This is a genomic window from Staphylococcus sp. HMSC059F04 (genome assembly GCF_001812565.1).
Taxonomy (GTDB): Bacteria; Bacillota; Bacilli; order Staphylococcales; family Staphylococcaceae; genus Staphylococcus; species Staphylococcus lugdunensis.
Map to the genome: position 1 here is coordinate 27786 of NZ_KV809478.1, position 14712 is coordinate 42497.

The 14712-nt window shown below is 36.7% G+C and carries 14 protein-coding genes and 1 other annotated feature; all 14 genes read right to left on the bottom strand.

Going from position 1 to position 14712, the window contains the following annotated elements; translation table 11 throughout:
- Positions 1 to 157: 157 nt before the first annotated feature.
- The 14 genes from rpoC to HMPREF2864_RS08945 all read right to left on the bottom strand — a co-directional run bounded on the left by rpoC (position 158) and on the right by HMPREF2864_RS08945 (position 14712).
- A complete protein-coding gene (gene rpoC / locus HMPREF2864_RS08885) occupies positions 158 to 3754 on the bottom strand; it encodes a DNA-directed RNA polymerase subunit beta' (protein ID WP_161510814.1) in 3597 nt (1198 codons plus the stop codon).
- Between the two features lie 185 nt (positions 3755 to 3939).
- Positions 3940 to 7494 carry a DNA-directed RNA polymerase subunit beta gene (rpoB, locus tag HMPREF2864_RS08890; protein WP_070572181.1) on the bottom strand — a complete coding sequence of 1185 codons (3555 nt, stop codon included), beginning with the start codon at positions 7492 to 7494 and terminating at the stop codon, positions 3940 to 3942.
- 201 nt (positions 7495 to 7695) lie between these two features.
- Entirely contained in the window at positions 7696 to 8304 is a 609-nt protein-coding gene (locus tag HMPREF2864_RS08895; RefSeq protein WP_070545723.1) for a class I SAM-dependent methyltransferase, read from the bottom strand.
- Positions 8305 to 8579: 275 nt separating this feature from the next.
- Positions 8580 to 8948 carry a 50S ribosomal protein L7/L12 gene (gene rplL, locus HMPREF2864_RS08900; RefSeq protein WP_002459938.1) on the bottom strand — a complete coding sequence of 123 codons (369 nt, stop codon included), beginning with the start codon at positions 8946 to 8948 and terminating at the stop codon, positions 8580 to 8582.
- Between the two features lie 37 nt (positions 8949 to 8985).
- A complete protein-coding gene (rplJ, locus tag HMPREF2864_RS08905; protein WP_070545721.1) occupies positions 8986 to 9486 on the bottom strand; it encodes a 50S ribosomal protein L10 in 501 nt (166 codons plus the stop codon).
- Between the two features lie 39 nt (positions 9487 to 9525).
- Positions 9526 to 9674 (bottom strand) — a sequence feature (ribosomal protein L10 leader region).
- 85 nt (positions 9675 to 9759) lie between these two features.
- Positions 9760 to 10455: a 50S ribosomal protein L1 gene (gene rplA, locus HMPREF2864_RS08910; RefSeq protein WP_002479465.1), complete on the bottom strand. Its 696-nt coding sequence runs from the start codon at positions 10453 to 10455 to the stop codon at positions 9760 to 9762.
- Between the two features lie 215 nt (positions 10456 to 10670).
- A complete protein-coding gene (rplK, locus tag HMPREF2864_RS08915; RefSeq protein WP_002459941.1) occupies positions 10671 to 11093 on the bottom strand; it encodes a 50S ribosomal protein L11 in 423 nt (140 codons plus the stop codon).
- 200 nt (positions 11094 to 11293) lie between these two features.
- Positions 11294 to 11842 carry a transcription termination/antitermination protein NusG gene (gene nusG / locus HMPREF2864_RS08920; RefSeq protein WP_002459942.1) on the bottom strand — a complete coding sequence of 183 codons (549 nt, stop codon included), beginning with the start codon at positions 11840 to 11842 and terminating at the stop codon, positions 11294 to 11296.
- A gap of 17 nt (positions 11843 to 11859) precedes the next feature.
- A complete protein-coding gene (gene secE / locus HMPREF2864_RS08925; protein WP_002459943.1) occupies positions 11860 to 12054 on the bottom strand; it encodes a preprotein translocase subunit SecE in 195 nt (64 codons plus the stop codon).
- 93 nt (positions 12055 to 12147) lie between these two features.
- Positions 12148 to 12291 carry a 50S ribosomal protein L33 gene (gene rpmG, locus HMPREF2864_RS11930; protein WP_002459944.1) on the bottom strand — a complete coding sequence of 48 codons (144 nt, stop codon included), beginning with the start codon at positions 12289 to 12291 and terminating at the stop codon, positions 12148 to 12150.
- A gap of 96 nt (positions 12292 to 12387) precedes the next feature.
- On the bottom strand, positions 12388 to 12930 hold the full coding sequence (locus tag HMPREF2864_RS08930; protein ID WP_002479466.1) for a sigma-70 family RNA polymerase sigma factor: 543 nt from the start codon (positions 12928 to 12930) through the stop codon (positions 12388 to 12390).
- Positions 12931 to 13040: 110 nt separating this feature from the next.
- Positions 13041 to 13568 (bottom strand): NYN domain-containing protein, encoded by a 528-nt coding sequence (locus HMPREF2864_RS08935; RefSeq protein ID WP_002459946.1) that lies wholly within the window; start codon positions 13566 to 13568, stop codon positions 13041 to 13043.
- Positions 13568 to 14314 carry a 23S rRNA (guanosine(2251)-2'-O)-methyltransferase RlmB gene (gene rlmB / locus HMPREF2864_RS08940; RefSeq protein WP_070572183.1) on the bottom strand — a complete coding sequence of 249 codons (747 nt, stop codon included), beginning with the start codon at positions 14312 to 14314 and terminating at the stop codon, positions 13568 to 13570. The genes HMPREF2864_RS08935 and rlmB overlap by 1 nt, the downstream gene beginning before the upstream one ends.
- A gap of 2 nt (positions 14315 to 14316) precedes the next feature.
- Entirely contained in the window at positions 14317 to 14712 is a 396-nt protein-coding gene (locus HMPREF2864_RS08945; protein ID WP_037540504.1) for a Mini-ribonuclease 3, read from the bottom strand.

The following is a 14712-nucleotide window of genomic DNA, read 5'->3' on the forward strand; positions in this document are numbered from 1 at the left end:
GAAACAAATATTTCCAACAAGTTGGGACCACACTCAGAAGTGTCGACTAAGCAAGTGAGCTTTCAATACAAGTATTGTAAATAAAATAGCTAGTAAATGACGTTACAAAAACCGCATTTACTAGCTATTTTTTCAGGAAATGTCCCAGTCAATTTTATTATTTGTCTGTTAATTGTTCTTCTGTTTGTTCAGCTACTGGAACAGTGGTTTTATCGTATTTAACGCTACTGTATCGTCTCATACCTGTACCAGCTGGGATAAGTTTACCAATAATAACATTCTCTTTAAGTCCAAGTAAGTCATCACGTTTACCTTTGATAGCTGCATCTGTAAGGACACGTGTTGTTTCTTGGAATGAAGCCGCTGATAAGAAGCTTTCTGTTTCAAGAGATGCTTTAGTAATACCTAACAACACTGGTTTGGCTGTTGCTGGGCGTTTACGTTGTTTAAATGCATCGCGGTTTGCGTCTGTAAAGTGGTGAATATCTACAAGTGAACCTGGTAATAATTTAGTGTCGCCAGCTTCGATAATACGCACTTTACGTAGCATTTGTCTAACCATTACTTCAACGTGTTTATCATCGATTTCTACACCTTGCATACGATAAACTTTTTGTACCTCTTTAAGCAAGTAACTTTCAGTAGCATTTAAACCAGCCACAGCTAAGAAGTTTTTCGGCTCAATTGAACCTTCTGTTAATACTTCTCCTCGTTCAACTGATTGTCCTACTTCTACTTTTAATCTTGAAGTACCTGAAGCAAGGTAAGATCTTGTTTCGTTTGCGCCTTTAACAACAATTTCTTGTTGACGGTCTTTCGCTAATTTAATATCTTCAACAACACCTTCGATTTCAGTAATCACAGCTTGTCCTTTTGGATTACGCGCTTCGAAAATCTCTTGGATACGTGGAAGACCTTGAGTGATATCGCTACCTGCTACACCACCTGTGTGGAATGTACGCATTGTAAGCTGCGTACCTGGTTCACCAATTGATTGAGCAGCAATTGTTCCAACTGCTTCACCCACTTCAACTTTTTCACCTGTCGCAAGGTTTTTACCATAACATTTTTCACATACGCCGTGACGTGTGTTACAAGTAAATGCTGAACGGATGTACATTTGCTCAATACCTGCATCGGTAATTTTCTTCGCGATTTCAGCTGTAATCAATTCATCAGGACGAATGATAATTTCATCCGTTTCAGGGTGACGAATTGTTTCTTTAGAATAGCGACCTTCGATACGTTCGATAAACGGTTCAATCATTTCTGTACCTTCTCTAATATCAGATACAAGTAAACCACGGTCAGTGCCACAGTCTTCTTCACGTACAATAACATCTTGTGCAACGTCAACAAGACGACGAGTAAGGTAACCAGAGTCAGCTGTTTTAAGCGCTGTATCGGCAAGACCTTTACGTGCACCATGGGTAGAAATGAAGTATTCTAATACGGTTAAACCTTCACGGAATGAAGAAGTGATTGGCAACTCAATAATTTTACCTGATGGCGCAGCCATTAAACCACGCATACCAGCTAATTGCGTAAAGTTAGATGCGTTACCACGCGCACCTGAATCACTCATCATAAAGATTGGGTTTGTTTTCTCAAGTGATTGCATTAATTCGCCTTGAATTTGGTCTTTAGCATCTGTCCAAATTTCAACGACTGCATTATAACGTTCATCTTCTGTTATTAAACCACGATTGAATTGTTTTGTTACTCGATCAACAAGTTTTTCATGTTCATCTAAGATATCTTTTTTGTCTGGTAATACAACGATATCTGCGACACCTACAGTAATACCTGCTTTTGATGAGAATTTGAAACCTAAGTCTTTCATACGGTCAAGCATCATTGATGTATCAGTAATGCTAAATCTATTAAAGACTTCAGCAATAATATTACCTAAGAATTTTTTGTTGAATGGCTCAGTCAATTCTTGTTCTTCAAAGAATGCTTTAAGTCCACCTTCACCTAATTGTGATGGATCAACAAAATATTTATCAGGTGTTTTGTCTTCTAAATTTGCTTGTGATGGTTCATTAATATACGCAAATGATTCTGGAATAATTTCATTAAAAATGACTTTACCTACAGATGTAGCTAAGATTTTTTTATTTTGTTCTTCAGTAAATGTCGGGTTGTTAAATGACCCAGCATGTACACCGATACGTGTATGCAAGTGTACATAGCCATTGGCATATGCTTTTAACACTTCGTTTGTATCGTTAAAAATAGCACCAGTATTAATTGCATCTTTGCGCTCTAAAGTAAGGTAGTAGTTACCTAATACCATATCTTGTGATGGCGTAACAACTGGTTTACCATCTTTAGGGTTCAAAATATTTTGTGCAGCCAGCATAAGCATACGTGCTTCTGCTTGAGCTTCTTTAGATAATGGTACGTGAACAGCCATTTGGTCACCATCAAAGTCCGCATTGTAAGCTGTTGTTACAAGTGGGTGAAGTCGAATTGCGCGACCTTCTACTAATGTTGGTTCAAATGCTTGAATACCTAGTCTATGAAGCGTAGGCGCACGGTTTAACAGAACCGGATGTTCTCTAATAACATCTTCTAATACATCCCAAACTTCATCATCCATGCGTTCAATTTTACTTTTCGCATTTTTAATGTTTGTGGCAATTTCACGTTGTACTAACTCTTTCATAACAAAAGGTTTGAACAATTCGAGCGCCATTTCTTTTGGCAAACCACATTGGTACATTTTCAAGCTTGGACCTACTGCGATAACTGAACGTCCTGAATAGTCAACACGTTTACCGAGTAAGTTTTGACGGAAACGACCTTGTTTACCTTTCAACATATGAGAAAGAGATTTCAAAGGTCTGTTACCTGGTCCAGTAACTGGGCGTCCGCGTCGTCCATTATCAATTAAAGCATCTACTGCTTCTTGCAACATACGTTTTTCATTTTGCACGATAATACCAGGCGCACCTAAATCTAATAAACGTTTTAAACGATTATTACGATTAATGACACGACGATATAAGTCATTTAAGTCACTTGTAGCAAAACGGCCCCCGTCTAATTGAACCATAGGACGGATTTCTGGTGGAATAATTGGAAGTACATCTAAAATCATCCACTCAGGTTTATTGCCAGAATTTCTAAAAGATTCAACAACTTCTAAACGTTTAATTGCACGTGTCAATCTTTGACCAGTTGCTGATTCTAATTCATCACGTAATTGCTTAAGCTCTTCATCAAGGTCAATTTCATGTAATAAATCTTTAATGCCTTCTGCACCCATTTTAGCAACGAATTGTCCTGGATATTTGTCATAGTAGTCTCTAAATTCAGCTTCAGATAATAAAGTTTTCTTTTCTAAACCAGTTGGACCTGGATCGACGACAACATATGAAGCGAAATAGATAACTTCTTCTAATGCTCTAGGAGACATGTCTAATAACAGACCCATACGACTTGGGATACCTTTGAAGTACCAAATATGAGATACAGGAGCTGCTAATTCAATATGTCCCATTCTTTCACGACGAACTTTAGATTTAGTGACTTCAACACCACATCTATCACAAACCATGCCTTTATAACGCACACGTTTGTATTTACCACAACTACATTCCCAATCTTTAGTTGGGCCGAATATTCTCTCACAGAATAAGCCATCTTTTTCTGGTTTTAACGTACGATAATTAATTGTTTCTGGTTTTTTCACTTCACCATATGACCATGAACGAATTTTTTCAGGTGAGGCTAAACCGATTTTCATATAATGGAAATTATTTACATCAATCAAGGAGCCTACCTCCTTCAATTTAGATTAGCTGTGCCATTTGATTGATTTACATCTATTGAAATTAAGGAAAGGTTAGGATGGATGCAACTCAAAACACATTATGTTTAAACATCCGTAGCACTTGTTCCTAACACCATTCCTTATATCTAATATATTGACTAATCAGCAGTTTCTTCTTGTTGAGATTGTGGCGCATCTTTTTGTTGCAAATCTACTTTGCGCTCTGTTGTATCTTCATCTTCAACATCTGCCATTTCGATTTCGTTATCGTGCTCATCCATCACTTTCACATCTAAACCTAAACTTTGAAGTTCTTTCATCAATACACGGAATGATTCAGGAACACTTGGTCTAGAAATGTTTTCACCTTTAACGATAGCTTCGTATGTTTTAACGCGGCCTACCGTATCATCAGATTTATAAGTAAGGATTTCTTGCAATGTATAGGCAGCACCATAAGCTTCAAGTGCCCATACTTCCATCTCACCAAAACGTTGTCCACCAAATTGTGCTTTACCACCAAGTGGTTGTTGTGTAACTAATGAGTATGGACCTGTTGAACGAGCATGTAATTTGTCATCAACCATATGTGCAAGTTTAAGCATGTACATAACTCCAACTGAGATACGGTTGTCGAATGGCTCACCTGTACGGCCATCATATAATACGGTTTTACCGTCACGTGCCATACCAGCTTCTTCAATTGTTGACCATACATCTTCATCGTTAGCACCATCAAATACTGGTGACGCAACATGAATACCTAAGTTTTTAGCAGCCATACCCAAATGCAACTCTAGAACTTGTCCAATGTTCATACGTGATGGCACACCAAGTGGGTTTAACATAATATCAATTGGACGTCCATCTGGTAAATAAGGCATGTCCTCTTCTGGAACAATCTTAGAAATGACACCTTTGTTACCATGACGACCACACATTTTGTCCCCAACGTGTATTTTACGTTTCTGCACAATATATACGCGTACTAATTGGTTAACACCTGGAGAAAGTGTGTCATCTCCTTCTTCACGGTTGAAGACTTTAACATCTAGCACAATACCGCCAGCACCATGTGGTACACGCAATGAAGTGTCACGCACTTCACGTGCTTTTTCACCAAAGATTGCATGTAATAGACGTTCTTCAGCTGTTAGCTCTGTGACACCTTTAGGCGTTACTTTACCTACTAAAATATCGCCATCTTTAACTTCTGCACCTACATAAACAATACCGCGATCGTCTAAGTTTTTAAGTGCACTTTCAGAGACGTTAGGAATATCACGTGTGATTTCCTCAGGCCCTAATTTCGTATCACGTGCTTCTGATTCATATTCTTCAATATGAATAGATGTGTAAACGTCATCTTTGACTAAACGTTCACTCATGATGACAGCATCTTCATAGTTATAGCCGTCCCAAGTCATGAAACCAACTACAACGTTGCGGCCTAATGCCATTTCACCAAGCTCCATTGATGGACCGTCAGCTAGAATTTCATTGTATTCTACAACGTCGCCAATAGAAACAATTGGACGTTGGTTATAACATGTACCAGAGTTAGAGCGTTTAAACTTCGCTAATGGATAGCGATCAAGTTCGCCTTCATATTCTTTTCCATTTTCTTCAATTAATCGACGCACTAGGATTTCATTAGATTCAACGTGTTCTACACGACCTCTGTATTTTGCAGTAATCGCAGCACCAGAGTCACGAGCAGCAACATGCTCCATACCTGTTCCTACGAACGGCGCTTCAGGGTTCATCAACGGAACTGCTTGACGTTGCATGTTTGCACCCATCAATGCACGGTTAGAGTCATCGTTCTCTAAGAATGGAATACATGCTGTCGCAGCTGAAACAACTTGTTTAGGTGATACATCCATGTAGTCCATTTTTTCTTTAGCCATAACAGCATTATTACCGCGGAAACGGCATACTACTTCATCATCTAAGAAACGACCATTTTCATCAAGGCGAGAGTTCGCTTGTGCGACGACATAACTGTCTTCTTCATCAGCAGTTAAGTAGTCAATTTGGTCTGTGATTGCATTTGTATCAATATCTACTTTACGATAAGGCGTTTCAATAAAGCCAAACTCGTTGACACGCGCATAACTAGATAATGAGTTAATCAAACCAATGTTTGGACCCTCTGGTGTTTCAATCGGACACATACGGCCATAGTGAGAATAATGCACGTCACGAACTTCCATTTGTGCACGTTCACGTGTTAAACCACCAGGTCCTAACGCAGATAAACGACGTTTGTGTGTTAATTCTGCTAATGGGTTAGCTTGGTCCATGAATTGTGATAATTGAGAACTACCAAAGAATTCTTTAATTGATGCAATAACTGGTCTAATATTAATTAATTGTTGTGGTGTGATAGATTCTGTATCTTGAATTGACATTCTTTCACGCACAACACGTTCCATTCTTGATAAACCAATACGGAATTGGTTTTGCAATAACTCACCAACTGAACGTAAACGACGGTTACCTAAATGATCGATATCATCCGTGTAACCAATGCCAGCTAATAAGTTGAAGAAGTAACTCATAGAAGAAATAATATCTGCAGGTGTGATACATTTCACTTCTGAATCTGGTAAAGCATTACCAATTATCGTTGTTGTACGACCTTCTTCATCATTTGGTACATAGACTTTGATTGATTGAATTTCAACCGGTTCGTCTATTACTGTTCCTTCTAATTCGAATACTTCACTATTCGCATTTGTTTCAAGAACGTCCATAATTTCGTCTAATTTGCGACGATCTAATACAGTACCTTCTTCAGCAACAATTTCACCTGTTTCGCTGTTTACGATAGGCTCTGCTAATTTTTGATTAAATAAACGGTGTTTTAGATGCAATTTTTTGTTCGCTTTATAACGTCCAACGCTTGCTAAATCATAGCGTTTCGGATCGAAGAAGCGAGAATATAATAAACTTTTTGCATTTTCAACTGTTGGTGGTTCACCAGGACGTAAACGTTCATAAATTTCTAATAACGCTTGTTCAGTGTTTTCTGTTCCGTCTTTTTCTAACGTATTACGCAAGTATTCGTTATCGCCTAACAACTCAACAATTTCTTGATCAGTTGAAAAGCCTAATGCGCGTAATAAGACAGTTAATGGCAATTTACGAGTTCTATCAATACGAACATAGACAACATCTTTAGCATCTGTTTCGTATTCTAACCAGGCACCACGGTTAGGAATGATTGTAGCATCATAATTTTCTCGTCCGTTTTTGTCAATTTTTTCATTAAAGTAAACGGATGGTGAACGTACTAATTGTGATACAATAACACGCTCTGCACCATTAATAACAAACGTACCTGTATCTGTCATTAATGGGAAGTCTCCCATAAATACTTCTTGCTCTTTAACTTCACCTGTTTCTTTTATAACGAGACGCACTTTAACACGAAGAGGTGCAGCATAAGTAGCGTCACGATTTTTCGATTCTTCTAAATCATACTTTGGTTCACCTAATCTGTAATCTACAAACTCTAATGATAGGTTACCTGTGAAATCTTCAATTGGTGAGATATCACGGAACATTTCTAGTAAACCTTCTTTTAGGAACCAATCATAAGATTTAGTTTGAATTTCTATTAAGTTTGGTAATTCTAATACTTCTGAAATTCTCGCGTAGTTTCTACGTTTACGATGTCTTCCATATTGGACAACTTGACCTGCCAAACAGATTCACCCCTCAAATATTGTGTGCTACCGTCCATTTAAAAGTGTGCTAACAAGACAAAAAGAAAACGGCAACACTAAAGATGACACCATTTCCGTTTCATGTTATTCCTGTTCCACTTACTCTTATTAGGTAAAAGTACACACTTATTGAACATAAATTTTTACATTTTATAACTATATCAGAATACGAATATTAAATCAACCTTTTGAACTTCTTAATATATAATATCCTTTATTCTTTGTGACGACTTCTACATTATCAAATAGTTCAGCCAATTTCTTTTTAGCGGATGGCATACCTTGTTTCTTTTGTATGACAACGAACAGCTCACCCTGTGTCCTTAACCTGTCATATGCTTCAGCAAAAATTCGATGAACAACTTCTTTACCAGCTCTAATTGGCGGATTAGTTAAAATATAATCACAAGCGTTATGCTTTACTGCAGAAAGACCATCGCTTTCTTTAATAATGACATTATCAATTTGATTATGCTTACTATTTTTTTCAGCTAGTGCTAATGCGCGTTGGTTAACGTCAAGCATTGTCACTTTATGGTGCGGACAGACCTTTGCTATGGTTAAGCCAATAGGACCATATCCACATCCAACATCAACAATCGACTTACTCGGACCAGGCGGATGTTCATTCAAAAACGTTTGAATTAGCAAGTCAGAGCCGAAATCTACCTTATCTTTAGAAAAGACACCTGCATCTGTCACTAGCTGTAATTTATCGTGCTGATATGAGTAAACAATGGTTTGTTGATTACTTTTAACGTCTGGGCGCTCATCATAATAATGACTCATAAGCCCACCTCTTTCCTTTATAGATTTGTATTAAAGAATTATCACCGTGTATTCTTACTCCATGAGCATAAAAAGTACATATTATTCGTGTATTTTTTCATTTTTCTTGAACTACTTGGATGCGTTAATTAAGTACCACTGTATTCTGAAAATGAACTAAACCCCGTTATCGTGATAACGGGGTTTTCATTTCTCAAAGCATTTAGGTTAAGTCTTCCTACATTCAAACGATGTATCTCATTTATCTTAACCTATATTAAGTTTAGACGAGAGAACTATTTTAATTCTACAGTCGCGCCTACTTCTTCTAATTGTTCTTTAAGTTTTTCAGCTTCGTCTTTAGCAAGGCCTTCTTTAATTACTTTAGGAGCGCCATCTACTAATTCTTTAGCATCTTTTAATCCTAAGCCAGTTGCTTCTTTAACTGCTTTAACAACTTTGATTTTAGATGAACCAGCTGAAGTTAATTCAACATCAAATTCAGTTTTTTCTGCTGCTGCGTCTCCGCCACCAGCTGCACCTGCTGCTGCTACTGGAGCTGCTGCAGTTACACCAAATTCTTCTTCAATTGCTTTTACTAAATCGTTTAATTCTAAAACTGACATTTCTTTAATTGCTTCAATGATTTGTTCTTGATTAGCCATTTTATAATTCCTCCGTTATTTTAAAATTTATGCGCAATTACTCAGTGCTTTCTTCTTTTTGTTCTCCAACAGCTTTAACTGCATAAGCGAAGTTGCGGACTGGAGCTTGTAATACTGATAAAAGCATAGATACAAGACCGTCGTGTGAAGGTAATGAACCAACAGTTTTAACTTCTTCTGCTGATATAATACTACCGTCCATGACACCTGTTTTGATTTCTAAAGCTTCGTGTTCTTTTGCAAAACCTGCGATAACTTTCGCTGGTGCTACAACATCTTCAGTTGAAGTTGCAATTGCTGTAGGACCTGTTAAGAAATCGTTTAAGCCTTCGATACCTGCTTGTTCAGCTGCACGACGAACCATTGTGTTTTTGTATACTTTATACTCAACACCAGCTTCACGTAATTGTGAACGCAATTCTGTTACTTCTGCAACTGTTAAACCACGGTAATCGACAACGACAGTTGATACTGAATTTTTAAGTTGATCAGCAATAACGTCAACAAGTTGTTTTTTTGCTTCAATGATAGCAGACATTCAGACACCTCCATTTAAATTTGTTCGGTGCTTTTTTTAATAGCAATAAAAAAAGCACTTTCTACCCACGGCAAAAAGTGCTTGAAAGATCAATTAATCATCACGTTCAAGTCAATTTTAGCCTCGGTAGGATTGATTTTTAAGTTATAATTAACTCCTACTGTCTTAGGTAAAATAATCACAATAATTAATATAACGTTGTTATTGTAATATGTCAATCGTTTTTTTAAAAAAGACTAGCAAAAGTTGCCAGTCTTTGAAGTCATTATATAATTATAATTTAAATGATGAAGTATCAACTTTAACGCCAGGACCCATTGTTGTAGTAACAGCAACGGATTTGAAGTAAGTACCTTTAGCTGAAGCTGGTTTTGCTTTTGCTAAAACGTCTTGTAATGCGTTAAAGTTTTCAATTAATTTATCAGTATCAAATGAAACTTTACCGATAGTAGCGTGAACAATACCTGCTTTTTCAGCACGGTATTCAACTTTACCTGCTTTGATTTCTTCAACAGCTTTTTTAACGTCCATCGTAACAGTGCCAGTTTTAGGGTTAGGCATTAAACCTTTTGGTCCTAATACTCTACCTAATTTACCAACTTCACCCATCATGTCAGGTGTAGCAACAACTACATCGAAATCAAACCAACCTTGTTGGATTTTTTGAGCATATTCTGCTTCACCTACATAATCTGCGCCTGCTTCTTCTGCTTCAGTGATTTTATCACCTTTCGCAAATACTAATACACGTTGTGATTTACCAGTTCCGTTTGGTAGTACAACTGCACCACGGATTTGTTGATCATTTTTACGTGTATCAATACCTAAACGGAATGCAACTTCAACTGATGCATCAAAGTTCGCTACGCTAGTTTCTTTAGCTAAGCTAATTGCTTCTTCAACACTGTAGTGTTGCGTACGATCAATTTTGCTAGCTGCTTCTTGATACTTTTTACCTTTTTTAGCCATTATTCTTCCTCCTTTAGTGGTTTTAGCGGAATTTCCTCCCACATTTCACTTGCGTATCACACAAGTTAAGAGCAGATAACTGATGATATCTATGTTAATTTTGGGAGAAGATGTTCACCCAATTTCACTTAAATCCATCGAAGACAATAGCGTTGGTTGCCATTTCGTTATCTGCTGTTATCGTCTATCAATTCATTTCAAGTTTAAATTCTTAATTATTCTACAGTAATACCCATGCTACGAGCAGTACCTTCAATAATACGCATAGCTGCTTCTTCGTCTGCAGCGTTTAAATCTTGCATTTTAGAATTAGCAATTTCACGTACTTGTTCTTTAGTAACTGTAGCAACTTTAGTTTTGTTAGGTTCACCTGAACCTTTTTCTACGCCAGCTGCTTTTTTAAGTAGTACTGGAGCCGGTGGAGTTTTTGTAATAAATGTAAATGAACGATCTTCATATACACTGATTTCTACCGGAATGATTAAACCTGCTTGTTCTTGCGTACGTGCGTTGAATTCTTTACAGAATCCCATGATGTTCACACCTGCTTGACCTAATGCTGGTCCAACTGGTGGTGCTGGATTTGCTTTCCCTGCAGGAATTTGTAATTTAACTACTTTTTCTACTTTTTTAGCCACGATGTGCACCTCCTTGATATCGTGATGTGGTCACAGGGCTCAGTTTTGCCCTCCCACTCAAACATTTCGTGACGAAATGAGCGTCTTAAAAACGCGACCACATTATTTTAACACCTTTTCGTTACAAAAATCAATAGTAATATTTCAACATTTAAAGCGTTCAACATTTATTAACACAGTTCCAGTGTCGAGGCTTTACTTTAAAGCTTTTCTACTTGATCAAATTCAACTTCTACTGGTGTTTCTCTGCCAAACATATCTACTAACACAGTTAATTTAAATTTATCTGCTTCAATCTCTTGAACTTCTCCAACTTGATTAGAAAACGGACCTGATTTGATACGCACTTGCTCGCCAATCTCTAATTCTATATCTATTGTTTTTTCTTTAAGACCCATTTGTTTTAATATAAAACGAACTTCGTCAGGTAGTAATGGATTCGGCTTAGATCCTGCGCCTGCAGAACCAACGAATCCAGTAACGCCAGGAGTATTTCGCACGACATACCATGATTCGTCTGTCATGATGAGTTCCACTAAAACGTATCCTGGAAATGTCTTTTTAACTACTTTTTTAGCTTTGCCATCTTTGACTTGAGTCTCTTCCTCTTCGGGTATGACAACTCTAAAAATCTGTTCTGTCATATTCATTGATTCGACTCTTTTTTCTAAATTCTTTTTAACTTTATTCTCATATCCAGAATATGTGTGCACTGCATACCAGTGTTTAGCACCAACTACTTCAGACATGTTGTCACTCCTTACTTTTATCTAAATAATTCAATAAGATTTCCGATACCGATATCTAAAACATAGAAAAAAGCCATAAAGAATAGCACTGTAGATACTACAATAACAGTGTATTTGAATAATTCTTCTTTCGTTGGCCAACTTGTTTTCTCCATTTCAGACTTAACGCCTTTGAAAAAGTTATCTTTTTCTTTGTTTTTGTCTTTAGCCATCAAAAACAACCTCCATACTCTCACTCATTAACTAGCCTATACGTTGTCTCATGTTGCAACATCGAATAACCACTTTTCATAGCACTAATAGTATTATTTCGATTCTTTATGTACTGTATGTGAGTTACATCTTGGACAATATTTTTTAAGTGTTAACCTTGATGCTGAGCCATCTTTCTTTGGAACATGATAATTTCTATTGCCACAAACATCGCAATTTAAAGGGACTTTTTTCACATTTATTCACCCTTACACATTTTAATACCAATATACTATACCTATATTTAGGCTTAAATGTCAAACGAAGCTATGAAACAATATGATCAATAAAACTCATTCCGTAGTCTTTAATATCACTTTATATAATTTCATTTTACAACGTTGTATACTATTGTAAACCGCTTTGCGTTGTAACTTAAGTATTCGTGCAATTTCTAATGGTTTATATCCTGCAATCAGCGCGTAAAACACCCTTTTTTCTACCTTAGTAAAATACTTCGTGTGTTCAAATATATTCATTAAATCTGCGCGTTGTAACATTTTTATTTCAACAGGATTCACATGTTGATTGTAATATACGTTTACATGACTCTCTTTAATCATGCTTTGTATTCGTTTATGATAGGCATATTGTTTACGTAAATAATCATATTTAACTGACCTAATAACACAATTCACATAATACTCAAATGGTTTATCTTGTTGTGTGTCATAGCGATCAATGACCAAGTAAAGTTTAATTAAGACCTCTTGATATAAATCGTCGATATCATTTAGGTAATAATCTACCTTTTTAAGCTTATTAATAATAATGGGTTTCCACAAATTCACAAGTTCTGCAAAAGCATCATCTTTATTGTCACACTCTCGGTACATTTTAAACGCGCTTTCAAGATGTCTACCAGTTATGTTTGTCGCCTACTTTCCAATAAGAGTTATGTGCTAAATTTTATACCCTGATATAGGATTTCGGCAATATCACAATACTAGTGTTTGTGATGATGACCTCGACGTATTTTTTCAAATTCAGTAAGTATATCATCAGATAACGGTATTCGAGTTCTAGGTTTTGATTGACTAAAGTCATCTAACGACTTTGTTACTGTTATTTCCATTTCTTTTAATTCGCGCCACATTTCTCGAGATGATACACGATAAGCACCTGTTCCAAAAATTGCATGCTGTTCGCTCATATCACTCGTCACAACCGTAATATGCGTTGTATGTTTATTATATAAGTCATAGACATAACGTTCGATATAGCTATCTGCGGTTTCTTTTTCTTTTGTATAAATAATCTTTACACCATGATACATATATTCACGTTCAATACCTGATTGTTCATATGCATCGAAGACACATACCACTTCATCAGCTATCACAGCGCTATAATTCGCTATGGCATCCAACAATTGTTCGCGTGCTTCTTCAAGGCTTTCTTTAGCAATGGTCATCAACTCTGGCGATTGGCCAATCATATTATAACCGTCTATAACTAAATATTTTTGCTTCATTATTTGTCTCCATATGAATGACGTTTACGATATACTTCATACATCATCAAACCAGCTGCCACGGATGCATTTAAACTATTCACGTGACCGACCATTGGAATTTTAATATAAAAATCACATTTATCTTTAACTAGACGGCTCATCCCTTGGCCTTCACTACCAATGACAATTGTTAATGACATATCAGCTGCCATGTCTCTATAGTCTGTGGCATTATCTGCTTCTGTTCCTACAATCCAAAAACCATGCGCTTTCAAATCGTCAATTGTCTGAGATAAATTAGTTACACGCATTACAGGTATATGCTGAATCGCTCCTGTAGATGCTTTAGCTACAATTTGTGTTAACGCTACTGAACGACGTTTAGGAATAATAATACCATCCACACCTGTTGCATCTGCTGTCCGCAAAATAGAACCTAAGTTATGTGGATCTTCTAATCCATCTAAAATAATGACCGTAGATAGGCTTTCCTTTTGTTGTTGCATTTTAATAAAATGGTTAAAATCGGCGTATTCATATGGTGCAATCAAGGCTGCAACACCTTGGTGAGGCGCATCTGACATATGATCTAATTTAGATTTTGGCACTGTTTGCACGACTAATTTTTGAGTTTTTGCGTTTGTTAAAATTTCTTTGATTTGTTGTTTTTTAATACCTTCTTGAATCAGTATTTTATTTATTGTATGACCAGTGACAATGGCTTCCTTTACGGCATGACGACCTACTATTATATGATCTTCCAATGCTATCTTCCCTCTCTTTCGTCAACAATGTGAATGATTTCTGTTAATAGTGAATTAAGACGCTGCTCTCGTTGCTCTAAGTATAAGAAGCCAATCACTGCTTCTATTGCAGAGCTTTTACGATACGTTTGAATATCAGTATTTTTAGCTTTTGTATAGCTTTTGGCATTGCGACCACGCCGAACGATATCTAATTCTTCTTCTGTAAACCACTGCTGTGCTAATAATTTTTCTAGTGTTTGTGCCTGACTTTTAGCTGAGACATAGCGTTTAGCTGCTTGATGAAGACGATTAGGTTTGCTGCGTAATTTCAACACAATATATGCTCTAACATGTTGATCTAAAACCGCATCACCCATGTAAGCTAATGTTAGTGGATTTAATAATTTTATATCCAT

Excerpts from the sequence above, each read along its gene's own strand:
- nusG (WP_002459942.1), bottom strand. The coding sequence starts at position 11,842 with ATGTCTGAAGTAGTTGGTGCTAAACACTGGTATGCAGTGCACACATAT.
- rpoC (WP_161510814.1), bottom strand. The coding sequence starts at position 3,754 with ATGAAAATCGGTTTAGCCTCACCTGAAAAAATTCGTTCATGGTCATAT.
- HMPREF2864_RS08895 (WP_070545723.1), bottom strand. The coding sequence starts at position 8,304 with ATGAGTCATTATTATGATGAGCGCCCAGACGTTAAAAGTAATCAACAA.
- HMPREF2864_RS08935 (WP_002459946.1), bottom strand. The coding sequence starts at position 13,568 with ATGAAGCAAAAATATTTAGTTATAGACGGTTATAATATGATTGGCCAA.
- rplL (WP_002459938.1), bottom strand. The coding sequence starts at position 8,948 with ATGGCTAATCAAGAACAAATCATTGAAGCAATTAAAGAAATGTCAGTT.
- secE (WP_002459943.1), bottom strand. The coding sequence starts at position 12,054 with ATGGCTAAAGACAAAAACAAAGAAAAAGATAACTTTTTCAAAGGCGTT.
- rplA (WP_002479465.1), bottom strand. The coding sequence starts at position 10,455 with ATGGCTAAAAAAGGTAAAAAGTATCAAGAAGCAGCTAGCAAAATTGAT.
- HMPREF2864_RS08945 (WP_037540504.1), bottom strand. The coding sequence starts at position 14,712 with ATGGATATAAAATTATTAAATCCACTAACATTAGCTTACATGGGTGAT.
- rplJ (WP_070545721.1), bottom strand. The coding sequence starts at position 9,486 with ATGTCTGCTATCATTGAAGCAAAAAAACAACTTGTTGACGTTATTGCT.
- HMPREF2864_RS08930 (WP_002479466.1), bottom strand. The coding sequence starts at position 12,930 with ATGTACCGAGAGTGTGACAATAAAGATGATGCTTTTGCAGAACTTGTG.